Genomic DNA, 24391 nt, shown 5'->3' on the forward strand with positions numbered 1-24391 from the left:
CACTGCCCCTAGGTCTTCACCAAGATTAACCCCGAGCTACAAATTTTTATTAATGTAAATCCTGCAGTCGGGTTACAGTCTCTCGATCCTCATATTTCATAGCCAAGCAAGCCGCTTCTGCGCCTGACAAAGTGGTAGTATAACTAACCTTGTGCTGTAATGCATTGCGCCTGATTGCAAAGGAATCAGCAATTGCCTGCTTCCCCTCAGTGGTATTTACAATAAAATCTATTTCATTATTTTTAATAAAATCTAAAACGTGAGGCCGGCCCTCGTTAACCTTGAACACTCTGCGGCAATCGACTCCAGCGGCTTGCAAAGCCAAAGCAGTCCCCCGGGTTGCAATAATTTCAAATCCCAGCTCAATTAATCTCTTGGCAATTTCGCCAACCCGTGTCTTATCTGCATCACGAACAGAAACAAAAGCACGTCGCCGTTTGGATATATTGCTCCCTGCCCCTATCTGGGCTTTAGCATAAGCCTGTCCAAAACGTCTGGCAATCCCCATAACTTCCCCTGTAGATTTCATCTCTGGACCAAGTATGGAATCGACGCCTGAAAATTTGATAAAAGGAAATACAGGAAGCTTAATTGAATAAAAGGAGGGCATGTGGTGATTTTGGCTTAAACCCTGCTCCTTAAGACTTATTCCCAACTTGCAATTGGCTGCTATTTTAGCTAAAGGTAATCCAGTCGCTTTAGAAACGAAGGGAACTGTCCTTGACGCACGTGGATTAACTTCCAGAACATAAATATCATCAGCCTGAATCGCAAATTGAGCGTTTATCAAACCAACTACCCCTAGGTTCAATGCCATTTGACGCATTTGCTCCATTAAATCCTGTTGGACTACCACACTTAAACTAAATGGAGGTAAGGTACAAGCCGAATCTCCTGAGTGAATTCCAGCCTGTTCAATGTGTTCCATTACGGCACCAATCAAAACTTCCTGGCCGTCACAAACTGCATCGATATCCACTTCAATTGCATCATTGAGGAATTTATCCAGCAATACAGGTGAATCGTTAGATACAGCTACTGCATGGGATAAATAATGACGCAAGTCTTCTTCTTGATAGACTACTTCCATAGCTCGGCCACCAAGAACATAAGAAGGTCTGACAACCAGGGGATAACCAATTTTATTGGCTAAGGCAATTGCTTCCGACTCACTGCGCACCGTTCCATTATCGGGTTGGTGTAATTTCAACTCCGTCACTAATTTTTGGAAACGATCCCTGTCTTCAGCTCTATCGATCGCATCTGGAGAAGTACCAATAATTTTCACTCCATTTGCTTCCAGAGCACGAGCGAGTTTCAAAGGAGTTTGTCCACCATAATGAACAATTACCCCATCTGGTTTTTCTACGTCAGCAATTCCTAAAACATCTTCTAGCGTCAGTGGCTCAAAATACAATCGATCAGAGGTATCAAAATCCGTAGATACCGTCTCAGGATTACAATTAACCATGATGGTCTGGCAACCTGCATCCCGAAGCGCCATTGCTGCATGCACACAACAGTAATCAAATTCGATTCCCTGGCCAATTCGGTTTGGACCTCCTCCGAGAATCATAATTTTTTTCTTACCAAATTCAGGCCTTGATTCGCAACTGGTTTCATAGCATGAATACATATATGCCGTATCACTGGGGAATTCGCCGGCACAAGAATCAATGCGTTTATAAACAGGAACGACCCCTAACTCCTTACGGCGTCGGCGTACTTGTTCTTCATGACAAGACCACAATTTCGCCAAATAAGCATCAGCAAACCCCCGACGCTTCAGTAAGCGCAACATGACTGCGTCCATTTGAGCCAGAGTTTTATCTGACACGGATCGTTCCAGTGCAATCAATTCTTTGATTTGAGCCAAAAACCAGGGATCAATACGGCTTTCTTGATGAATTTCCTCTAATGACATATTGTTTCTAAATGCGTCTGCCACATACCAAAGCCTATCCGGTGTAGGTTCTCGTAAATGTCCTCTTAAGCGTGCCAAATCCCCTTTTTTGAATAGTGGATGCAAACCACAACGTCCTATCTCCAAACCACGAATTGCTTTTTGTAAGGATTCCTGAAAATTAGAGCCAATGGCCATGACCTCACCCACAGATTTCATTTGGGTTGTGAGTGTACTGGGGGTTTGGGGGAATTTATCAAAGTTAAACCGTGGTATTTTTGTCACGACATAATCAATACTAGGCTCAAATGAAGCCGGAGTTTTACCCCCTGTAATTTCATTCTTTAGCTCATCAAGTGTGTAACCTACAGCCAATTTTGCAGCTACCTTTGCAATGGGAAATCCTGTTGCCTTGGAGGCTAAAGCAGAACTTCGCGATACCCTGGGATTCATTTCCACTACAAGCATTCGGCCATCTTCCGGGTTAATGGCGAACTGCACATTAGAGCCTCCAGTGTCTACGCCCACAGCTCTTAATACTTTAATGGCTGCATCTCGCATGCGTTGATATTCTTTATCGGTGAGTGTTTGGGCGGGAGCTACGGTAATGGAGTCACCTGTATGGACCCCCATGGGATCAAAGTTTTCAATGGTACAAACAATAATGCAATTGTCATTTTTGTCGCGAACCACTTCCATTTCGAATTCTTTCCATCCGAGTACCGATTCATCAATCAATAACTCATGAGTAGGAGACAATTCCAATCCCCGCATACAAATTTCTTCGAATTCTTCACGGTTATAAGCAATACCGCCTCCGCTGCCGCCCATAGTAAATGAGGGGCGAATAATGGCTGGATAACCTAATTGCGCTTGTACCTGAATTGCTTCTTCCATACTGTGGGCAATTGCTGAACGCGGCATATCCAAACCAATTTTAATCATCAATTGACGAAATTTTTCTCTATCCTCAGCTCGGTCAATGGCTTCACGAGTAGCCCCGATCATTTCAACGTTGTATTTTGCCAAAACTCCTTCACGCACCAAGTCTAAAGCGCAGTTTAGAGCCGTTTGCCCGCCCATAGTCGGCAAAAGGGCATCTGGACGTTCAATTTCAATAATACGTGAGACCTCTTTCCAGGAAACCGGTTCAACATAAGTTGCATCGGCAAGTTCCGGATCAGTCATTATTGTTGCGGGATTCGAGTTAACTAGGATGACTCGATACCCTTCCTCTTTGAGGGCGCGTACCGCTTGAGTACCAGAGTAATCGAATTCACAAGCCTGCCCTATAACAATAGGACCTGCCCCAAGGATGAGGATGGATTTAATATCGGTTCGTTTTGGCATATTAACAACAAAAAAGAATAAAATGATATATTTTACCTAATTTTGCTTAAAGTTTATACCCTTAACGACTAATTAACTGTATTGACGGGCTAAAATAATTTGTAATCCAGCTTCAGTTAAAGATAAATACTTATAATTGGGATCGGCTGTAGTTCTTTCCAACCATTCATTCGCAATGCAAACATCCGTTAATCTTTGCACTTGCTCCACAGATACCGATTGATTAAATTTATGAGAAAGTATGGCTGCAGCTTCTTCTTCCATATTCAAATAGACTTGATCTCGAGTTGCACCCCGGTTTTTCATCTCATCATAAAATAATTGTAAAATATCAAGTTCATTCATAATGAATAGGTCCCTTAATTATCTCGGTGGATACACTTAGTATAAACATAAATGCATCCGCAAATAAAATTAAAGTAAAAAAACTTACGGGGAAGAGTTTAAAAGAGAGCGCCCATCCTCAAGCGTCATAGCAGTGGAATCTAAAGTTGCTTCTTTTATACTAAAAAAGGAGAAAGGGTTAGAACCCAAACCTAAATTGGATCTTTGTTGGGTAGTCAATATAGGGAGTAAATGTTTGATTAAAATATTTATTCGCTCTGCTGCCTCATCTAATTCTTGAGAAGAACAATTATCTTGCGTCAATTCATACCAGATGTATCGTGTTTCTTTTGTATCATAAGGCTCTGGATGTTTCAGAAGATCTTTATTAAGCGGATGTTTCGGATTGGTCTTTAACCATTGCAATAAGCTCTGTTTGTCCGTCACATAGCTGTTTGCCGGGACATTATGCCACTTCTCTCCTTGCTTATATTGTTTGACCAGTAGAATAGGTGTTTCCACCTCATTATAGGCAATCATTTCATCGGTAATACGGGTTTTATCCTTATCTCTTAAAGCAGAACGTACCTCTTCAAGTTTTTTCCACAACTCTTTATATTGTGAAAATACAATTTGTAAATCCTCAAGCTGACTCTTTACTCTTGAAGATAAAGATTCTTTGGACTGGGCCAGTTCTGCTATGATTTTGTTAATGGTTTCAATTTGCTTATCGCTGAATAATGGAGCGGTTTTCGGACCCCTGCTTTCTAAATCGGGAACCTCTAGGTCCTCATGGACTACTACAACATCTTGCAGCTCTCCCCTAACTCGCTGAAATCCATCAAAATCAACATCATTGATTAATTCATTTGGATTGACGCCAGCTTCAAAAGCCCTCATATAGACATCGATGTCCTGAATTACGCTATGTTGCGATGCAAGAGCTTGTCGAAAGCCATCCATACCATCAAAAAATCCGTTTTTTATCCCATAAAACATGGATTTAAACCCATTAATTACAGTGTCATAAGCCAGATAAGCTACTGCAGTGACTATAGCACTTGCAGCAATTGCGCCAAAAAGAGGAAATATAAAAAAAGTATTTATTAAAATATTTTTTGGCTTGGAAATGCCCATGTCATTAAAAACTGATGCCAGGATTATGGGTAAACCAAAAGTTGCAACAACCCCTAAAAGAATTGCAAGGAGCGCATAAAGTGCATTAAATGCCAGAATGCGGAGAGGGAGTACCGTAACACCCAAAAAAATGGCCAAAAGACGCTCTAAGATATACATAAAAAAAATAGGATAATAAATATGTGATGTATTGTAAGGCAAAAATACAATAAGTCACAAGGATATACTTTGATTCCAATAGGGCGAAATGATACTCTTGAATTGTTTCAGTTTAACAAGTCGATCCAAGATGGAAGTAGTTGATGTTATCATAATTGGGGCAGGTGCTGCTGGCCTCATGTGCGCCATTGAAGCAGGCAAACGGTATAGAAAAGTAGTTGTGCTAGATCATGCCAATAAAGCTGGAAAGAAAATATTAATGTCAGGAGGCGGACGTTGTAATTTTACCAATTACTATGTGGAACCCGATAAATATAAATCTCATAACCCTCACTTTTTAAAATCTGCTTTAACTCGCTATACTCAATGGGATTTTATTGAACTGGTTAAAAAACATAAAATTCCCTACCATGAAAAAACTCTGGGCCAATTGTTTTGTAATAATAAATCTAAAGATATAGTCGATTTGCTTCTTAAAGAATGTGATGATGCTGGAGCAATAATACAGCTCAATACCAGCGTAGAAAAAATTCAAAAATCTCATCATTTCAAAGTCCACACGTCAAAAGGTACCTTCCATAGCGAGTCTCTGGTAATTGCCTCTGGAGGTTTATCTATCCCTACCATGGGAGCCAGCCCTTTTGCCTATAAGGTTGCTGAGCAATTTGGGATAAGAGTATGGCCTACGCGAGCAGGATTAGTCCCCCTAACTCTTGATGTACAGGAAAAAGAAAAAATTGCCCTGCTTTCTGGAATTGGTGTGGATAGTCTTGTTCAAAATGAACGAATTGCTTTTCGAGAAAATACCTTGTTTACTCATCGAGGTTTAAGTGGACCTGCAATTTTACAGATCTCTTCCTATTGGCATGCTGGAGAAACCATCTGCATTAATTTATTGCCCGAAATAAATCTTGCAGAATCTCTCAAAAGGAGTCGGACAGAAAAGCCGCAGAAACAGTTAATTTCAATTTTATCCATGCACTTACCCAAAAGGGTTAGTGAATTGTTCGTCTCACCCGAACTTGCAGAAAAGAAGCTTGCTGATCTTTCTAATCGCGAGATTGAATCGATAGCAACTGCAATCAACGCCTGGATTGTGAAACCTAATGGAACTGAAGGATACCGTACTGCGGAAGTCACGATGGGTGGAGTGGATTGTCATGCGATTTCTTCGAAAACAATGGAAGCAAATGACATTCCTGGACTTTACTTCATTGGAGAAGCGATGGATGTAACAGGTTGGTTAGGAGGGTATAATTTTCAATGGGCGTGGTCTTCAGGATGGGCTGCAGGACAGGTAGTCTGATCCATGGAAGAAATTATTTAATTATAGAAAGAAATATACAACTACTGCGATGGCGACACATAAAAGAAGATAGATGAATTTACCTAAGTGCCTCTCTTTTAAAAGGTTTCTCGCTTTTTCCAAGCAATCGATCAGTTCAATGATAAAGGAATTGCAAAACCATAAATAAACAGGACGCTGCCAAAACGGTTTATCTAAAAATCCGCCCAGGACAAATAATTGCTTTTTACACAAACTACAGTAATAAGTTGCTTGATCTGTTGTCACCAACCTTTTTTCCCAACACACAGTGGGTTCCATACGTTGTCTACAAAATTTACATTGAATTGTTATCATTTGTTTTAATTAATGACCATGTGCTCACCATTTTACCACATTCATCCTATAATTTATCATTTTGTCAAATAAAGCTTGAAGAATTATCTTACCCTTCGCATCAAGTACAAACCCAATAGGGCAAAAATAAGGCTAGGCCCTAAAGCAGCCAATTCCGGAGGCAATTGAAATACGGTACTCAGAGGACCAAAAAAACGGCTTAAAATATGAAAACTAAATCCTACCGCCGCACCTACCAGCAATTTTGATCCCATTGTACTGGAACGCAAAGGTCCAAAAATAAAAGGAATGGCAAGAATCATCATCACCATTGTGGTTAACGGCTGTATAATCCGCTGTAAAAAAGCAAATTGATAGTTATGGACATTTTGATGGTTATGCTTTTGTTCCCGTATATAACGATTCAATTCTTTTAGAGTCATTTCGTCGGGTTCAATACTGCTAATCATGAGAATTTTAGGTTTTACAGATATTTCCCACGGAAGAGACACATAAGCCTGATTTGTTGTTTTATTGGCATCAAAATTGGTTTGTCGTACGTCAAATGCAACCCAACCTGCTGGTGAATATTTCGCTTCGTGAATATAACGGGACATGATTAAATGATGTTGGTTATCAAAACGAAATTGGTAAATGTCGTTGAGAATCTCATTGGAACTGATAAATCCCACAAAAATAAAATCGTTTCCATAACGCATCCAAGAACCCTTCGTAGTTCTTAAAGTTTGTCCTCCGCTCACTGCTGCGGTTTTATAATCATTTGAATAATGGGTTAAATAGGGGATTACAGTTTCACCCAATGCAGTTACAAAGAGGATTAGCAATAAAGATGCTTTAATAACAGCCCAAGTTATCTGTGCAATGGACATACCTGAAGAACGCATGACAACCAGCTCACTATGGTTTGCCAAAATACCCAGTCCGATTAAAGAACCAAGCAGACTTGCCATGGGAAAAAATAAATAAACTTGATACGGCATTTGTAAAATAATAAAAAAAGAGGCTTGCGCTATGCCGTAATCTACCCGACCCAAGTCGCTCAGTTCTTTCACAAATAATATGAAAATTTCGAGACCCACTAACATGAGGGTGACTAATCCGATAGAGCCCAGCACCGTTTTTGCAATGTAGCGATCTAATATTTTCATGCTCATGTCAGTTTTACCTGGTTACGCCAGATTAAAAATAATCCAAAAAAGATGAAGAGGAGATGAATCCACCATATGCCCAGCCATTGGGGTGTTTTTCCAGATATCATGGCATCACGGGCGATAAATAATAAATTAGCATACAAAATATAAATGATGATTGCAGGTAAAAGCTTGGCATATTTTCCTGAGCGAGGATTAATCCGGCTTAAGGGTACAGCAATCAAAGTTAAAGTAAAAACCATAATAGGGACAGATAAACGCCATTGTAACTCAGCTGCCTTAGCAGGGTTCTTATTATTGAAGGGTAATAAATTGTTGGTACTCATGGTACGAAGATCTTCAGATATGTTGATAATGGGATGCGGCAATCTTGTTTTATATTGACTGAATTCTGCAACTTGATAATCGGAATGACCAGGAATACCCTGGTACTCTTTTCCATTTTGTAAAATGATGTAATCCTCTCCCGTTTTTGCATCTGTCTCAGCAAAGGCTTGATCTGCCCATAAGATATCCCATCGTATATGTGCATCGATAGAAGTGCGTTTTGCTAAAAAGATTTGTTCTGCCTCTGTATGATTGCGGCTCATGGATTGAACATAAAATACCTCTTGGCCATCATTAATGGCATGAAAACGCCCAGGCATAATCGTCTGTACCAGTGTCTGTATTCCTGTTGTCTTTAATAGTTTTGCTCTTTCAACATAGATTAGCGGACTACCCCAAATCATAATTACAGCAACAACAACAGCCACCCCGCTTGCCATTAGGAAGCTATGTCTTAACAATTGATTAGGTCCATAGCCACAGGCTCGCAAAACAGTCATTTCGCTTTCAGCATACAAGCGCCCGTATGCAAGTAAGAGAGCAATATAAAAACCTAAGGGTATCAGTAAGCTGAGTAAAGTCGGTAACTCCAACATCATTAATTTCATGATAATGAGGCCAGGAATATTTCCTGAGGCTGCACGGTTAAGATATTGAATAAGCTGATTGCTAAGAAAGATTAATACAAGTATGGAGGTTAGCGAAATTAAAGTGACGAACACTTCTTTAGCTAAATAGCGAAAAATGATCAATCAAGCCCCCATATGATGCTCATTAAGAGTAATAATACATTACAATCAAAATTCCTGTCATTTCCCTGATGTGGAAAAGAAAAAACATACAAACAATCTACCCATCAAATGGTGTGATTATTCTAAGAGATTTTCGGTAATCTTGTTTATAGATCCATTCTTGTCTTGAGGCATTGTATCCTCTTGTGGCGATCTAAAAAAGTATTTTCTAAATGCACAGATCTTTATCAGCTTTCTCTATTATACTCCCATAATGAATTCAACATCCAAAAGCAAGAGAAAGGAAGAGAAAACAGACTTTGATCTTGTGCAGTTCAATGTGTTAATGAACCGATATTTTTTTCAACGTTTCTCCAGAGAGATCAGTGTTGCAATGTAATGCAATATCTCCTAAAGAAATCACCCCGGATAATTTCTTATCCTGATTGAGAACAATGAGACGGCGTATCTGTTTTTTCTTCATACTTTCAAATGCTTTTTTTACATCGTCATTTTCAAAGCAATAACAGACATCTTGATGCATCACATTCTTTACCGGAGTGTCTAATGCGTTCTTATCGGCAAGAGCGGAGATAACGATATCTCTATCGGTGAGTGTCCCCACAATTTTATCAGTTGCTTTATCACCAATAGGCAGGAACCCTGTATCTAATTCGCGCATTTTTTTAGCCGCTTCAGTAATAGTCGCTGTAGTTAACAGATACTCTGGTTTTTTTGTCATGATATCTTTGACTAGCATGATAACCTCCTTGAATAATGAATTTCCATATCAGGTGGTACTTGAAAACAGAAATGACTGATCATATTCTGATCAATTATTTACTTAAGAGTATATCAATTGGCAAGAAAATCAAATCAGGAGTAGGGTTTATCACGGATAAGTTTTTGAATAATTAGTAAATAAATTAGGAAAATATTAGGCAGCTCTAAATATTAATTTTAGAGCTGCTTTCATTAATTAGGAATTAATGTTTTGTTTCAGATGCTCTTTTAGCTTCCTGAACAAAGCCTAACATGGCTCTTTCAAGAATTTGAAAAGATTTTTGCATGTAATCTAAAGCTTTGTGACCATTTTGAACAGCCAGGTTCACTTGCTTTTCTAAAAGTTCTTCAGGTTTTTTTATCTGAGCAATCTCTTCAGGTTTTAAATAATTAATGCCCTGTAAAGTTTTCACATTTAATTCAGCTATTGCTTGGAAAGGCTCTTGTAATTTTTTAGCCATCTCGGTCCATTTTTCAAAATTGGGTTGTGTCATGATAACCTCCAGATATGTTGCATTGCACAATTTAATAATAGTTGATATTGAAGATATTTGTCAATGAGTTATTAAATTATTTTTTGCATTGCAACATAAATTTTTACAAAGATGACATCGAAGCGAATCAATAAGTTTTTAACTTTTAAATAAATTCTGCCACTGATTCATCATTTTTTGCATTTGTTGATTCCATGTTTCTGTTGCCTGACGATAAGGATTCGTTTCTAAAGGCTTTTCCATGACTTGAAACATTTGTTCCATCATTTTTTTCAAAGAAGAAGCCATGGGATGATTTGCCAGAGCGATAATTTGTCTTAATATATCTGATGACAAAAATTGACTTGGTCCCGCTTCCATTTCCACGATAATTTGTAGCAGGATCGAATTGGTAATGTCTTTCTCGGTAAGGGAGTCTTCAACTTTAAATTGCACCCCTTCTACTACATAGCGCTGTAACTCTTCCAAAGTAATGTATTGGCTTGTCTCAGTATCATATAGTCGACGGTTTTTATATTTCTTTATTAAACGGGTCATAGTTTTCTCTTGGATTTTTAGGTGCTTTTATATTTTTAGATCTCAACATGTACTTTTCAGCTTGGAAATATACATGTTAAAAGGAAGATAACAAGGTTTAATACATGTGGAGACCACCATTGACACTAAGATTTGCTCCAGTAATGTAGCGACTTTTTTCACTCACTAAAAACTCAACAGCCCATGCAATTTCTTGAGTTTCAGCCAAACGTTTTGCAGGGATCTGCGCAATAATTGAATCTAAAATATCTGGTCTAATGCCTTTCATTAAACGGGTATCTACATAACCAGGAGAAAGGCTATTTACAGTGATGTTTTTACTCATTAATTCTTGTGCCAAACTTTTGGTAAATCCATAAACCCCAGCTTTTGAGGCAGCATAATTCGCTTGGGAAAATTGACCTTTCTGGGCATTTACCGAAGAAATATTCACAATTCGTCCTGATTCATGCTCCCGCATGTTTTGCACCACGTGATGAGTCACGTTGAACATGCCATCCAGATTGACTGTTAATACTTCATCCCATTGTTTTTTTGTCATTTTTGTAAAAACAGCATCGCGGGTAATCCCTGCATTATTAATAAGAACATCGATATTCCCATATTTCTCAATGATGGAAGAAATGACTTCGCCACATTGATCATAATTTGTTACATCCATATGGCGAAACTCGACCTTTTTAAATCCTTCATCTTTGAGTTCTTTCTGCCATGCTTTCCCGTCTTTTTCAGTAATTAAATCAAGTGCAAAAACATGTTTGTAATTAGTATTGAGCTCTTTTGCTATAGCTGTCCCTATGTCTCCGGTACCACCTGTAATCAATACAATATTATTATGATGCATAAATTTCTCTATGAGTAAGGATATTGTGAATCAAGCCATTGAAAACGCATAGAACCCAGGTTAATGTGACCTGGGTTTATATGTTACATATATTGTCCACCATTAATATCCAGGTTTGTGCCAGTAATAAATCCACTATCCGGTGAGGCTAAAAAAGCAACCGCATCGGCAATTTCTTTAGGATTTCCTAATCTGCCCACAGGTATACTTGATATAATGGCCTTAAGAACTTCTTCTTTTAATGAAGCAAGCATAGGAGTTTCTATATACCCAGGAGAAATTGTATTGACTGTGATTCCTTTGTTCGCGACTTCTAAGGCCAGACTTTTGGTAAACCCATACAGTGCGGATTTGGTTGAAGCATAATTACATTGGCCAAACTGTCCTTTTCGACCATTAATTGAAGAAATACTTATAATGCGACCATAACCCCGATCAATCATGAGGGGGATAACATGGCGTGTCATATTAAAAACGCTGGTTAAATTGGCATCAATCACCTGTTGCCATTGTTCAGGGGTCATTTTACGTAAGCTGCAATCTTGAGTTACACCTGCATTATTGATCAATACATCAACGCAACCATAACGTTCCATGACTAAAGCGATTATTTTCTCACAATCAGCGAATTGCGCGATATCGCCATATACAATATCAATATCATATCCAAGTTTTTTTTGCTCTTCTTGCCATTGTTTCGCTTCTTCATGCTTTCCATGCTTGAAATAACACGCGACAACTTGATAATCGGCAGCTAAACGTTGACAAATGGCTGTACCGATGCCACCAGTTCCCCCAGTAACTATTGCGACACCTTTCATCATAACTAACTCCCTGTTATTGCAGATAATAAAATACTACTATAGACGATTGAAACTACAAACACATAAAACAAAATTTCTCATCCAATGATATCTTCTATGAAACAATTGGATGAGAAATATAACGAAATAAGTTTATCGATAAACAGGAACGTATCCCTTTAATTGCTGAGCAAATTGTTTTAGTACTTCAAGTCCAGATTCTTCTGCCTGTCGGCACCATTGCTGCAATGCCTCAATCAACTCTTTCTGGGTTGATGCTGTTTTTAGCCAGATATTTTGTAAGGATTGTCTGTATGCATAAACGATGCGTAATTCGTCACAAGCTTCTAACAAATTGGATAAACGCAATCTGGCTCTTGTGTTTAACAGACAATTTTCACGTCGCAATAAACTTCCTGCGCGCGCAAAAAGCTTCTTCTCTTTGTTATTTTCAATATAACTATGTTTTTCTTGTTTGAGTATGGGGCGAATTACTTTCTTATAATAATTGGACATGACCAGAAAGCGATTCCCTATCACTGCTTTTACTGTATCTAAATCTACATTCAGTTTCCCTTCATCCATAGCTAATTTTGGGGGTAGTTTTTTTACTTTAGCAAGACCGAAAATGGAAAGGATGCGAATATACAGCCAGCCTATGTCAAATTCCCACCATTTAATAGAAAATTTGGCTGAAGAAGCAAAAGTGTGGTGATTGTTATGTAACTCTTCTCCGCCTATCCAAAAGCCCCATGGAATTATATTTCGTGCAGCATCGGGACACTCAAAATTTCGATATCCCCAATGGTGGCCAATTCCATTAATCACTCCGGCAGCATGTAGTGGAATCCACATCATTTGAATTGCCCAAATTGTGATTCCAGGAACGCCAAAGAAGAATAAGTTAAGGAATAACATGAGTAATATTCCTTTGGAAGAATGGGCAGAATAAACTTTCCGTTCCAGCCAATCATTGGGTGTGCCATGGGAATATTTGGCAACCATTTCCTTATCCTTACGGGCCACTTTGTAGAGTTCTGCACCTTGCCAGAACACTTTTTTAATTCCAAAAACTACTGGACTATGCGGGTCTCCCTCGACATCCGCTGAAGCATGATGTTTCCGATGAATGGCAACCCAATCTGCGGTGACCATCCCAGTAGTTAACCAAAGCCACAAACGGAAAAAATGGCTGATGATGGGATGCAGGGTCAATGCGCGATGAGTTTGATGGCGATGGAGATAGATAGTGACTGCTGCAATAGTAATTTGCGTCATAATCAATGTCGCAACGACATATCCCCAAAAAGATAGGTTTAAATAACCAAAAACCATAATATCTCCACTTCGAATGCAAAATGCATATTAAGAATTAAAAATCATCCTTTAGCTGCGAAATAAGCCAAAATTTAAAAAATCCTTATACCTTCTCTAAGGATAACACAATTTTACTCTTTTCGTTGCAACATTTCATTATGTAGCCGATAATTAATATAGAATATTATAGGAATTATGATATGAAAGAAAAATCTCCTCTAGGTAAAATTTTTGAAAATTTGGTGCCATTTTTAATAGCAGGAGTTGCCATTGCTCTGTTCTTTGGCTTGTTATTTATGTTCACTTATGTCCTGGTTTGGGGCCTCATCATAGGTGGTATTCTTTGGTTGATTACTGCAATCAAACAATTTCTCTTCCCTAATAATCCAACAAAGCCTGAAGTATTACACAAAAACAATGGCAGAATTATTGAACATGATGATAAAAAATAATGCCTGAATTGCCCGAGGTTGAAACAACAAAAGAAGGAATAAGACTTCATCTTCAGGGTCAAACTATCAAAGAAATTACTGTTCGTAATCCAAAGCTTCGCGTTCAGGTCCCCAATGACTTAAACGAATTATGTGCCGGTAAAAAAATAATTTCTATTACTCGAAGGGCAAAATATATTTTAATCGAGCTTTCAAAGGGATTTCTTTTAATACACCTTGGAATGTCGGGACATCTAAGGGTGCTCACAGCCGAAAATGAACCTGAAAAACACGACCACATCCTTCTGATGCTGACCAACGGATTCATGCTGCGATTTTGTGATCCAAGACGCTTTGGTTTGTTTCTTTATCTCCCTGAAAACCCTTATCAACACCCTTTGCTTTTTCATTTGGGCCCTGAACCCCTTACCCCAGAATTTAATGGTGACTACTTATTTCAAAAAGTTCAAAATAAAATTAAACCCATCAAATCATTGATCATGAATAATGACATTGTCGTAGGTGTAGGAAATATATACGCTACAGAAAGTCTTTTTTTAGCCCATATTCATCCTAAAACCCCTGCAAAAACACTTTCCAGGAAACAATGTAATCAACTCACCAATCATATTAAAGAAGTGCTCCAACAGGCTATCCAATGTGGGGGTACGACACTCAAAGATTTTTACGCTTTTGATGGTAAACCTGGGTACTTTAATTTGTCACTTAAAGTTTATGGGCGTAAAAACCAACCTTGTGTGATTTGTACCCATCCTGTAGAGTCGTTAATGATTGCTGGGCGCAATTCATATTTCTGTCCAAAATGTCAAAATTAATTTTATTTTACTTCATAGTGTCTGTTCATTCTCTATCTTAATTGCCCAATACTTGATTTTAAATTACTATATATCCGCTTCATTCTTGGGAATTTTTTATGTTGCGTTTGGCCTTGGCAAAATCTATTGCGGAACAATATCAAGAGAAAGGGATTGTCCATCTTCCCGATTTTATTATTTATCAATTTGATGAAGTAGAATATCAACTATTTTGGCGTACCTTAATGTCTACCCCGAGACATAAACTTTATACTGATGGGTTCAATGTTTTTCGCGTCAATTGGTTTTGGCAAATATTTGAATCATTTAAAGGCTGGTTGGGTTTTGTAAACCATTGCCATCCAGAGAGAATAGAAATGACCTTGGCTAAAATAGCCTACGCAGGTTATCTCAAAGGCTTTAAATCCAAAGAGTTAAACGAGTCGACCACTCAATTCCCAGTTTCCATGCGATTTATAAAATTAATTAATAACGATAGGACTAATGAAGCATCGAAGGAATTACAACGATTATTAATGGAATATTTCATCAATCATGTTAGCGCTTTTCCTGAATTAAGCGACACATTCAGCATGGGATATCCATTCGGTCAAACGCTGATAAATGAATATCTGGCTTATTTGGTCCCCTCCCTAGATCCACAGGACAGTAGAATAATTAAAGAGGCAATTCATCAAATTAACTACTATGTACAATGGGTATGCAAAACTCATTATTTCAAATCAAGTCCATTTGCAGAAGCTTATGCGCATTCTTTAGCAACCCAGGGAAAATTTTATGAAGCATTGGAATGGTCTTCAGAGGTCAAGTATCAATTTGTAGAACCTTATATTGATTTTTATTTCTCCCAAGAAAATTCGGATAAAGAAGCATTACCGCATGCCCTCGAACTAATCGGTCATTTGTACCTATCAACTATTCCGGAAGACAAACAAAAAGCCATTGATTACATAAAAAATAATTTTGATTATGAAGAACAAGCCAATTATTTAACCCGTTATCCAGAACTACGCAATGGCGTCGCTAAAAGTTATCTTGATGCAGCGAAAATTGAAAAATCGAAATGGAGAATAACCCGACTATTTACTGGCAACCAAACTCTGGAGTATTTAGCTCAGGCAGTTAGCCTTGAACCCACCATTCTGGTTCAGGATAATTCCATGGAAGATATTATGTTACAAGAGGAATGGAACCTATACCTTTTTGAAAATGCAATGCAATGTAATCGCTTTGAGGAAGCGGATTCTATATTTACCGACAATACAAACCTTAAAATAGATAAATATAAGCTTGAGCCTTTGCGTGAGTATTATCTTAAAAAATTTGCTGCCAATGAATCCCAAATAAAAGAAGCTTTATTGCATAAAAATACCAAAACAGCCAGGCAATATGCTGAAGAACAAATGGAATTGGCTAAAAAAATAGTGCGGATTAAGCCAAATCCCTCTACTGTGATGCAAGCCACTTCGACTTATTCATCTACTATTCTGGCAATTGATGAATTAGATAATCCGATAAAGCAAGCTGATCGTGAGCAATTAAGCAAAGCACAGCACTACATGAGTGAGTTTTTGTTCTTAAGTAACAACAATAACGCGTTAATACCCCTTTATAACAAAATACAAATCCGTAAAATTGAATGTTTTGTTGCACGCTTGGGTGTTCCTATTGATTATAATAGTAGACTGAGCACCCGAACTGATTTTGTTAGAGAGCATTTCCAGGAAATAGAAGCGTTAAAAAAGGAGCTTAAAGCTTATATTCATTTGAATGAATTCAAATCTAAAGATCGTCAACTACTGGCAAAAATGTATTATTTATTAGCCGATACCCTGGTGTATTTTGAAGAAAAAAAACAAGAATCTATTCCTTATTTCAAAAAGGCTAAAGAACTTATGCCTGAAAATCATTACTATAATTTACGTTTCCTGGAAATGACCGAGGATGATCGGAGACATTCGATTCGGGATAAAATTGATAATCTTGGTTTTTTACATGGAACTAAATATAATGATTACATGAGCGAACGTTGGTGTGAAGAAAAAATTCTCTCTACCGGCTTTGATATTCATGCTGTTATTCCAGATGACTCCTTTTTTACCACTCTAGGGAGAGTAGTAGGATTTTAATTATTCTAATTTCTTACTAAAACTGCAGATTATCGGAAATTTACACTGTTTAAAAACTATCTGGGCAATGGGAGCAACTTGCGTTATATTACCCGCTAATTTAATTACCCCTAATGCTAATGAAAATAAATCAATTAAGAACTGCATGGATTCTTTGCACTATCATGTTTTATACAGCAGTAACGAGTACGCGCTGCCTCTTTAAATATTTTTTTAGCAAGATCAATCGTCAATGGACAGATAAAGCGCTTCACCATTGGATTGACCAGCTGCTGAATGCAGTTCAGGTAGAGTACAAAATAATTAATCCTTTTAATACCAGTCCCCAGCCAGGCCAAGCAACCATTATCATGTGCAACCACTCAAGCGCTTATGATATTCCTCTTGCATTCAAAGCATTTCCAAATCACTCCATCAGGATGTTATCCAAAAAGGAGCTCGCAAAAATTCCTTTGATGGGTAGAGCCATGAAAGCAGCAGAGTTTCCTTTCATTGATAGAAAACATAAATATCAAGCCATTAAAGATTTAGCCTATGCCCAGCAATTGATGGAAAGTGGAATTGTGATGTGGATAGCGCCGGAAGGGACACGCTCAAAAGATGGAAAACTTGGTCTGTTTAAAAAGGGTGGCTTTATCACGGCGATTCAATCGAAAGCCATTATTATTCCTATAGGTATTAGAGGGGCAAATAATATTTTACCTGCTCGTACTTTTAATTTTAATTTAAAGCAAAAAGCCGAGATACACATAGGCAAACCCATTGATGCGTCGAAATTCACTATTGAAAATAAAGAAGAACTGATTCATCAAACCTATGATGTAATTAAAGAATTGGTTGGCGAAAAATAATTATAATAAAAAAGCACCGTATTTCACCTCTTGTCGGGCGACCTAAAATTTGCTCCCCATTAGTTCACCCGATAAACTGTCTTTTAGATTAAAAACTCACCCCATATCCACGCTGTGTGCTGACTATCGATGCTGCCAACCCAATCTCCCGCGGATCCGATGCTGCGGTTAAAACATTGGTGCGTTTGTTCCAAGTTATGGCTTGCATGTCTCCATAGTATTGCTTTAGTTCCATAAGGCGATAACCCATTGCTTTCAATGCATTTTGGACAGACAGAGAAAAGGTATCAGGTTCAAATTGCAAGATATCAGGTAAGTACTGATGATGAAAACGCATAGCAGAAACCATACTAATTGCCCCATAGGAATCGTAAAATATTAGGGACGCAATTAAAACCATTGTTGGTATGCGGCTTCCTCCAGGTGTGCCTAAAATGGCGACACGATCGGGCAGTTCAAGAAAAGTAGGCGTCATACTTGACGTGGGCCTTTTTCCCGGTGCAATTTCATTTTTATCTGCACCAACTATCCCAAAGACATTTGCCTCACCCACTTTACTCGAGAAATCATCCATTTCATCATTAAGCAAAACACCGGTACCTTCGGCAACGACACTGGACCCAAAGATATAATTTATAGTTAATGTCGCAGAAACACGGTTGCCTTCATTATCCATGATAGAAAAATGGGTCGTATTCATCGATTGGTCTTGCTTGCTTGGGGTTTTTTCCTTTAAAACAGAGCTTGAAATGGCTTTATCCGGTGGTATTAACTTGCTTAATATTTTTCCATTTTCCCCAGAAATAAGCTTCTCAACCGGAATAGCAACAAAATCTGGATCACCTAAATACTGTTCCCGTTGCCAATATGCTAGGCGCATGGCCTCAACCAGATAATGTATTACTTGCACTTTAGAATAAGTAGACAATGGAAAATGAGATAGAATATTGAACATGGTTAATAAAGCAACTCCCCCTGCTGAAGGAGGCGGCGCAGTAATGATTAACATATTATGATAGGCGCCTACCAAAGGCTCCCTAACTTTAATGCGATATTGAGCCAAATCTTCTAACGTCCAAATGCCTCCTGCAGCATTAACGCCTTTAACCAACAATTCTGCAATTTTACCCGTATAAAATCCCTGCTCTCCTTTATCGGCAATTTGTTTTAACGTGTTCGCCAAATCGGTTTGAATTAAGCGCTCTCCTATTTGATAAGGAGCACCATTTTTTAAGAATATTTTTGCAGATGAAGGATATTTTTTTAATTGCGCCAGTCGATCTTCGTTCTTCAAGAAGATCATTAACTGCTTATCTACCAAAAAACCTTCTTGGGCTATTTTGATTGCAGGGGCCAGGGTTTTTGCCAGAGGCAACCGTCCATAATTTTTAGCAATGTACACTAATGCGGCAGGTTCTCCGGGAATTGCTGCTGCCAGACCTCCATTCAGGGAGAGCCCAGGTACCACACTGCCATCCGACGCTAGATACATGTCCTTTTTTGCTGCCAAAGGAGCTGTCTCACGGCTATCAATAAAAATATTTTTATGTTGTTTTTCTAAGTGCAATAGCCAAAAGCCCCCTCCTCCCAGACCTGTATGGTAGGGTTCTACTACGGCTAATACTGAGGCTACTGCAACTGCGGCATCAAATGCATTTCCTCCATTGGCTAAGATGTTGAGTCCCGCATTGGTTGCTAGCGGATTCGCACTGGCTACAGAATAACCAGGCGGAAAAGCCTTCGGATTAGCAAATAGCATACTTGAATAAACAAATAAAAAAATAATATAAATCATTGAAAAATGAACTGCTTTAAGCAGTTTACAACGATCCATGTTCACTTTCTCTTTTTTGTAATTCTCTCACCACGCAGGAAGGAACGAACTGGGAAATGTCTCCATTTAATATCGCGATTTCACGAACTAAAGTGGAGGAGATATACATGAAATTTTCAGATGGGGTTAAAAAAATGGTTTCTATTTCTTTAGATAATTTGCGATTCATTCCTGCTAATTGAAATTCATATTCAAAATCAGAAACGGCACGTAAACCTCGCAAAATGATTCCAACATTTTGTTCTGAGACAAAATCGATTAAAAGGTTGTCAAACCCAAGAACCTTAACTCCGGTCAAATCAGCAACTGCCTCTTCGACCAGTTGAATCCTGGTTTCCATAGGTAAAAAAGGGCGTTTCGCCTTATTACTGGCTACAGCGACAATAATTTCAGGGAAAATTCGTGCCGCACGGGTGATGATATCAATATGCCCATTAGTCACTGGGTCGAAGGTACCGGGATAAATTGCTTTTAATTTCATAATGATTAACACTGATTGCATATGCGAACAGTCTAGCGTATTGTTAGTTGAAAAACTACAAAAATGGACTTGAGGTGATCAATGAAAAATATGAAACAACTTTTAATAATTTCTTTTTCTTTATTAACTGCTTGCGCTCCGCCACGCCCTTCTGGAGAAATGCCTTTAAACCCCGGAATTCAAGACCAGCCTGTAGAACAAAATAAAGTCATATCGGTTGAGAAACGCAATGCCAAAACATCGACCGTATCCTCTTTCGAAATTCGCGGTTCTATGGCAGCCAAAAATAAAAGCAAAGGATGGTCAGCTGCAATGAACTGGAGACAAAGTGGCCCAGGCGCTTATCAAATACGGCTTATTGGTCCTTTAGGGGCAGGAACCGTACTGATTGACAAAAAAGGCGATACTATTACTTTCCAAGATGGTCCCAAAAAAATCACGTCTCACAATGCGGATCAATTATTAGCCGAACAAACCGGAATCAGACTTCCTGTAAATAACCTTTACTATTGGATAAGAGGACTTCCTGCCCCAGGTCCAATACAAGGCGAGAAACGCGACACTTATAACCATCTGGTACAATTGAGACAAAGTGGTTATACGATTAATTTCACGAAATATACTTCTGCAAGAGGCGTTGAACTGCCTAGTATGATCCGTCTTGAAGGAAATGGCGTTATGGTTAAAGTTTCTATTTCAAATTGGACCGTTTAAACGATATTTCCAAAAAATAGCAGAGCAGCGAAATTAATAATTTTTCTTAATTTCGCTTTCTATCCATGCCAGTATGTTATTCTCAGCAAGATGTCAACACCTGTTTTGACCTAAAAAAATAAAAAAATAATTGCTTTCAAAGTTGACATGTTCGTAAAACCGCTGCAAAATACGCAACACATTTGCAGGGATGAACGCAATTTTAAATAATGGATATTGTAAGAATCTGCAAATTTTTTTAGGGGTGTCGCCAAGCGGTAAGGCACAGGGTTTTGATCCCTGCATACCTAGGTTCGAATCCTAGCACCCCTGCCAACATTCTTGTTGATTCAAGTAAACAGACAGCAGAAGATAACCTGGAAGGATGCGTTCTTGTAATGCTCAAATAATAATAATATCTTTTTGGCTGTCTTCTGCTATGTGTTTAAGTTAAATGATTAACCTAGATCTAAAGGCTTTTTACACATGTCCACAATGATGATTTTTGCCGGAAACGCAAATCCGGAATTAGCGCAACAAATATCTTCTCACTTGAAAATACCTATTGGCCAGGCAACAGTTGGTACATTTAGTGACGGCGAAACAATGATTGAAATTTTAGAAAATGTCCGTGGAAGAGACGTTTTTATAATCCAATCAACCTGTGCGCCAGCAAATAATAATCTCATGGAACTGTTAACGATGGCTGATGCCTTGAGACGATCTTCTGCCTCTCGTATCACCGCAGTGGTTCCCTATTTTGGCTATGCCCGCCAAGATCGACGCGTCCGGTCCGCACGAGTACCGATCACAGCAAAAGTAGTTGCTGATATGATGGCATCTGTAGGTATTTGTCGCGTTTTGACCGTAGATTTACATGCCGATCAAATACAAGGCTTTTTCTATATGCCAGTGGACAACGTTTATGCTACCCCAATACTTCTCGAAGACATCACGCGTAAAAACTTAAAAAACATCATGGTCGTATCCCCTGACGTAGGGGGTGTGGTTAGAGCTCGAGCCGTTGCAAAACTTCTTGATCACGCTGAATTATGCATCATTGACAAACGGCGCAGCGGCCCTAATAAATCGGAAGTAATGCATATCATTGGCGAACCGAAGAATAAAAACTGCATCATTGTTGATGACATAGTAGATACCGCAGGGACTCTGTGTTCTGCAGCCCATGAACTCAAGAAAAACGGAGCTCATAGTGTAAGAGCGTATATTACCCATCCTGTTTTATCTGGTCCAGCAGTCCACAATATCAAAAACTCAGGCCTTGATGAGATTGTTGTCACCGATACCATTCCTTTATCTGAGGAAGCCCGAAAGTGCGATAAAATTCGGGTAGTCAGTTTATCCGATATGTTGGCACAAGCGATTAAACGGGTAAATATTGAAGAATCCGTGAGCTCCATGTTTCCAGAATAAAGCATTCGTTTTAACCCGGAAGATACCTATCCGGGTTTTCCCATTCCAAAGCTCGTACCCAGTATTAATCTTGTTCTAAGCCTTAGAAGAGTTACGATCTAAAAAAGTAAAAAAAAAAGGAGCTTGTAGCTCCTCTTTCTCTTTTTCAATCTAAATTGAGTTAGTCGCGTGTACCAACATACTTATCATCAAAATAACGACGTAATTTTGTTCTCAAAGTTCCACGACTAATCCCCAGCATGATTGCTGCTCGCGACTGATTGTACTTGCAATGCTCCATCACTGCACGAAACAATGGTGTCTCAATTTCTTCAAGTACAAATTGGTATAAGTCAACAGGATCAGTTCCCTTAAGCTCTGAAAAATATTTTTGCACTGAAAGAGTTACGCTTTCGGCCAGAGAAGCGGTGTTATCCACTACTTCGTTACTGATTGTTGTCATTATTATTAGCTCCTCCTTTTAAAAACAGTATATTACCGAAACAAGCCCATTGAGACAAGGGCAGAAGATAAAAAACTGCATTAATAATCAATATATAATGTTTAATAACAGCTCAAGAAGATCTTATAAGGAGTAGGTTGATTTTTATAACCTACTCCTTCCAAAAATTGGTCTTCCAGCAATTAAAATTTCATCATGGATGCATCATAAGGTTTGCCATTAACCGTAAATTTTCCTTGGTCTAAGCTTACCTCAATAATGTAGTTTGTGCCTTGCACTGTGACGAGACCACTTTGTTGAAGTGCAGTGATTTGTTTGTTAGTTTGCATTTCAGCCAGTTGCTCATTAGATGGAGGCGTTTGGGTTGCTTGCCCAGGTGTTTGCTTCGGTTGCGCAGCAGGTTGATTTGCTTGACCCTGAGCTTGATTTGTCTGATCAGGAGTAGTTTGGTTTGTTTGTAATTGCTGTATCAATGTCTGTTGTAAATCGGGCTTTTTGGCAATTTGCTGCAACACGGATTGCTTCATAATGGCTTTTACAGCTTCTGCAGGAACTTGCAACTTCGCCTTGCCTTGAATTTTCTGCATCATTTCGAATGGATTTGCATTTTCACCTTTGGGCAATGTGACGTAGAGAGTTCCTTCAATTTGGCCTTGTGGAATTCTAAAACTTAGTTTTGAGATTTCAAACTCAGCTCCTTTGTTAAATAGCTTTGGTATTTCAGGAAGAAGGGCCAGCATGGCTTGTTGGCGCTCCATGTCATTACCATTTTGCATTGCTGTGGATTGTTGATTAATTTTTGCTAAAACATCAGCATCTAAATTTCTTAATGAAACATCGAGTTCGCCTGGACCATAATTTTGACCATTTGCTAATACCGACTTCAGAGCTAAATTAAAATGGGTATTGAAAAGATGTTGTTCGATGTCACTGTCGGACTTAATGGCAAATTCATTAAGCGAAAACAATTTCTCATTCTTTACGAATATATCAAAAGAAGGAAGATTGAAGTTTGCATCCCCCAGATATAGTCCTGCTGGAGTCTCATGTAAGTCGTAATCGCTAGATACCTTAGATAAAACTACTCTGGTATCTTCTTTCGTTGCCGTTAATCCATTTAATACGATTTTACCGGCAACTTTTCCCATGCCAGAGGACATCGTAGTGCTTGAGTCCATACCCTGCCATTCGAAGTTACTCGTCCCATCTTTAGCGATTAATTTAAAATTAGGTACTTTAAAATCCACAGTGCTTTCATTAAGGTAATTCACGAAAATACTTAAATTCAAATGCGGTTTTACTGACTCTTTTGTAAATTGAGCATCAAACTGCTCCAGGTATTGTTGTGGGAAGGGAAAAACGGCCTCGCCATAACCTAGTCCAAAACGGAGTTTATTGTTGGTATAGATGATTGGTCCATGATGGATGGTTAGCGGCATTTCCATATTATAATCTTGAGCTGGAAGCGCTTTTGGTTGTCCATTCTCATCTTTTACTACTCGTTCTGGAATATGTAGACGCCATTTGATTTGGGCTTCGGAGGTAAATAAACCTCGATGATATTTCTCAATTTCAGCATAGAGACCATTGGATTGATCAATGACTTCTATATTCTTTCTGATTGTACGTTCAGTAAGAACACCCATGCCATAATACCCGCCCAGAATTAGAACGGCCAGGATAATTATTAATCCTGTTAATCTTTTCATTCTCTTCTCCATGTTATTAATTCGCGTTCAGCAAAACTGCAGCTGAAAG

The 24391-nt window shown here is 38.6% G+C and carries 23 protein-coding genes and 1 tRNA gene; 8 read left to right on the forward strand and 16 right to left on the reverse strand.

From position 1 onward, the window contains the following. Positions 1-49 precede the first annotated feature (49 nt). From carB to BU07_RS0101620, 3 genes are all read right to left on the reverse strand, one after another. Positions 50-3253, reverse strand: coding sequence for a carbamoyl-phosphate synthase large subunit (gene carB, locus BU07_RS0101610; protein ID WP_031563012.1), 3204 nt, complete (start codon positions 3251-3253; stop codon positions 50-52). A gap of 72 nt (positions 3254-3325) precedes the next feature. After that, a complete protein-coding gene (locus BU07_RS0101615) occupies positions 3326-3598 on the reverse strand; it encodes a hypothetical protein (RefSeq protein WP_031563014.1) in 273 nt (90 codons plus the stop codon). An 84-nt stretch (positions 3599-3682) separates the two neighbouring features. After that, positions 3683-4852, reverse strand: a complete 1170-nt coding sequence (locus BU07_RS0101620) for a coiled coil protein (protein WP_133134452.1) — start codon at positions 4850-4852, stop codon at positions 3683-3685. 151 nt (positions 4853-5003) lie between these two features. Between BU07_RS0101620 and BU07_RS0101625 the strand changes: the two genes are divergently transcribed. Further along, positions 5004-6179 (forward strand): BaiN/RdsA family NAD(P)/FAD-dependent oxidoreductase, encoded by a 1176-nt coding sequence (locus tag BU07_RS0101625; protein WP_031563018.1) that lies wholly within the window; start codon positions 5004-5006, stop codon positions 6177-6179. A gap of 21 nt (positions 6180-6200) precedes the next feature. On the opposite strand, the gene BU07_RS0101630 is transcribed toward BU07_RS0101625, so the two are convergent. The 9 genes from BU07_RS0101630 to BU07_RS0101670 form a co-directional block, all read right to left on the reverse strand. Then, on the reverse strand, positions 6201-6467 hold the full coding sequence (locus BU07_RS0101630; protein ID WP_244913833.1) for a hypothetical protein: 267 nt from the start codon (positions 6465-6467) through the stop codon (positions 6201-6203). A gap of 131 nt (positions 6468-6598) precedes the next feature. Then, entirely contained in the window at positions 6599-7669 is a 1071-nt protein-coding gene (gene lptG / locus BU07_RS0101635) for an LPS export ABC transporter permease LptG (RefSeq protein WP_031563023.1), read from the reverse strand. Then, positions 7666-8745, reverse strand: coding sequence for an LPS export ABC transporter permease LptF (gene lptF / locus BU07_RS0101640; protein WP_031563026.1), 1080 nt, complete (start codon positions 8743-8745; stop codon positions 7666-7668). The genes lptG and lptF overlap by 4 nt, the downstream gene beginning before the upstream one ends. 322 nt (positions 8746-9067) lie before the next feature. After that, positions 9068-9484, reverse strand: coding sequence for a CBS domain-containing protein (locus BU07_RS0101645; protein ID WP_031563028.1), 417 nt, complete (start codon positions 9482-9484; stop codon positions 9068-9070). A 226-nt stretch (positions 9485-9710) separates the two neighbouring features. Continuing rightward, a complete protein-coding gene (locus tag BU07_RS0101650) occupies positions 9711-10001 on the reverse strand; it encodes a phasin family protein (protein ID WP_031563030.1) in 291 nt (96 codons plus the stop codon). Positions 10002-10139: 138 nt separating this feature from the next. Continuing rightward, positions 10140-10538 (reverse strand): polyhydroxyalkanoate synthesis regulator DNA-binding domain-containing protein, encoded by a 399-nt coding sequence (locus BU07_RS0101655; RefSeq protein WP_031563032.1) that lies wholly within the window; start codon positions 10536-10538, stop codon positions 10140-10142. A 97-nt stretch (positions 10539-10635) separates the two neighbouring features. Next, the gene (gene phbB, locus BU07_RS0101660) at positions 10636-11382 is read right to left on the reverse strand and encodes an acetoacetyl-CoA reductase (protein WP_031563035.1); all 747 of its coding nucleotides are present in this window, start codon (positions 11380-11382) and stop codon (positions 10636-10638) included. Positions 11383-11465: 83 nt separating this feature from the next. Beyond that, the gene (phbB, locus tag BU07_RS0101665; protein WP_031563037.1) at positions 11466-12206 is read right to left on the reverse strand and encodes an acetoacetyl-CoA reductase; all 741 of its coding nucleotides are present in this window, start codon (positions 12204-12206) and stop codon (positions 11466-11468) included. A gap of 132 nt (positions 12207-12338) precedes the next feature. Continuing rightward, on the reverse strand, positions 12339-13520 hold the full coding sequence (locus BU07_RS0101670; RefSeq protein WP_031563039.1) for a DesA family fatty acid desaturase: 1182 nt from the start codon (positions 13518-13520) through the stop codon (positions 12339-12341). Between the two features lie 182 nt (positions 13521-13702). Between BU07_RS0101670 and BU07_RS0101675 the strand changes: the two genes are divergently transcribed. The 4 genes from BU07_RS0101675 (at position 13703) to BU07_RS0101690 (ending at position 17749) form a co-directional block, all read left to right on the forward strand. Beyond that, on the forward strand, positions 13703-13954 hold the full coding sequence (locus BU07_RS0101675; protein WP_031563041.1) for a hypothetical protein: 252 nt from the start codon (positions 13703-13705) through the stop codon (positions 13952-13954). Beyond that, positions 13954-14769 (forward strand): bifunctional DNA-formamidopyrimidine glycosylase/DNA-(apurinic or apyrimidinic site) lyase, encoded by an 816-nt coding sequence (mutM, locus tag BU07_RS0101680; RefSeq protein ID WP_031563044.1) that lies wholly within the window; start codon positions 13954-13956, stop codon positions 14767-14769. Before BU07_RS0101675 ends, mutM begins: the two co-directional genes overlap by 1 nt. A gap of 98 nt (positions 14770-14867) precedes the next feature. Next, positions 14868-16898 (forward strand): hypothetical protein, encoded by a 2031-nt coding sequence (locus tag BU07_RS0101685; protein WP_031563046.1) that lies wholly within the window; start codon positions 14868-14870, stop codon positions 16896-16898. 119 nt (positions 16899-17017) lie between these two features. Further along, complete coding sequence (locus tag BU07_RS0101690) at positions 17018-17749, forward strand: lysophospholipid acyltransferase family protein (RefSeq protein ID WP_031563049.1); 732 nt, start codon at positions 17018-17020, stop codon at positions 17747-17749. 88 nt (positions 17750-17837) lie between these two features. Here BU07_RS0101690 and ggt read toward each other — a convergent pair whose 3' ends face one another. Together ggt and coaD are read right to left on the reverse strand one after the other, a co-directional pair. Continuing rightward, complete coding sequence (gene ggt / locus BU07_RS0101695) at positions 17838-19508, reverse strand: gamma-glutamyltransferase (RefSeq protein ID WP_242601863.1); 1671 nt, start codon at positions 19506-19508, stop codon at positions 17838-17840. 61 nt (positions 19509-19569) lie between these two features. Further along, positions 19570-20085 carry a pantetheine-phosphate adenylyltransferase gene (gene coaD / locus BU07_RS0101700; protein ID WP_031563053.1) on the reverse strand — a complete coding sequence of 172 codons (516 nt, stop codon included), beginning with the start codon at positions 20083-20085 and terminating at the stop codon, positions 19570-19572. 60 nt (positions 20086-20145) lie between these two features. Here coaD and lolB point away from each other — a divergent pair, with 60 nt between their 5' ends. The 3 genes from lolB (at position 20146) to BU07_RS0101715 (ending at position 22191) form a co-directional block, all read left to right on the forward strand. After that, a complete protein-coding gene (gene lolB, locus BU07_RS0101705; RefSeq protein ID WP_031563056.1) occupies positions 20146-20778 on the forward strand; it encodes a lipoprotein insertase outer membrane protein LolB in 633 nt (210 codons plus the stop codon). 240 nt (positions 20779-21018) lie between these two features. Next, a tRNA-Gln gene (locus BU07_RS0101710) sits at positions 21019-21093 on the forward strand. 150 nt (positions 21094-21243) lie between these two features. Continuing rightward, a complete protein-coding gene (locus tag BU07_RS0101715; protein WP_031563057.1) occupies positions 21244-22191 on the forward strand; it encodes a ribose-phosphate pyrophosphokinase in 948 nt (315 codons plus the stop codon). Positions 22192-22351: 160 nt separating this feature from the next. On the opposite strand, the gene BU07_RS0101720 is transcribed toward BU07_RS0101715, so the two are convergent. Both BU07_RS0101720 and BU07_RS0101725 read right to left on the reverse strand, forming a co-directional pair. Next, positions 22352-22633, reverse strand: a complete 282-nt coding sequence (locus tag BU07_RS0101720; RefSeq protein ID WP_003633193.1) for a helix-turn-helix domain-containing protein — start codon at positions 22631-22633, stop codon at positions 22352-22354. Positions 22634-22815: 182 nt separating this feature from the next. After that, positions 22816-24342: a YdgA family protein gene (locus tag BU07_RS0101725; RefSeq protein WP_031563061.1), complete on the reverse strand. Its 1527-nt coding sequence runs from the start codon at positions 24340-24342 to the stop codon at positions 22816-22818. Positions 24343-24391 lie beyond the last annotated feature (49 nt).

The sequence above is a fragment of the Legionella wadsworthii DSM 21896 = ATCC 33877 genome (assembly GCF_000701265.1).
Classification (GTDB): Bacteria; Pseudomonadota; Gammaproteobacteria; order Legionellales; family Legionellaceae; genus Legionella; species Legionella wadsworthii.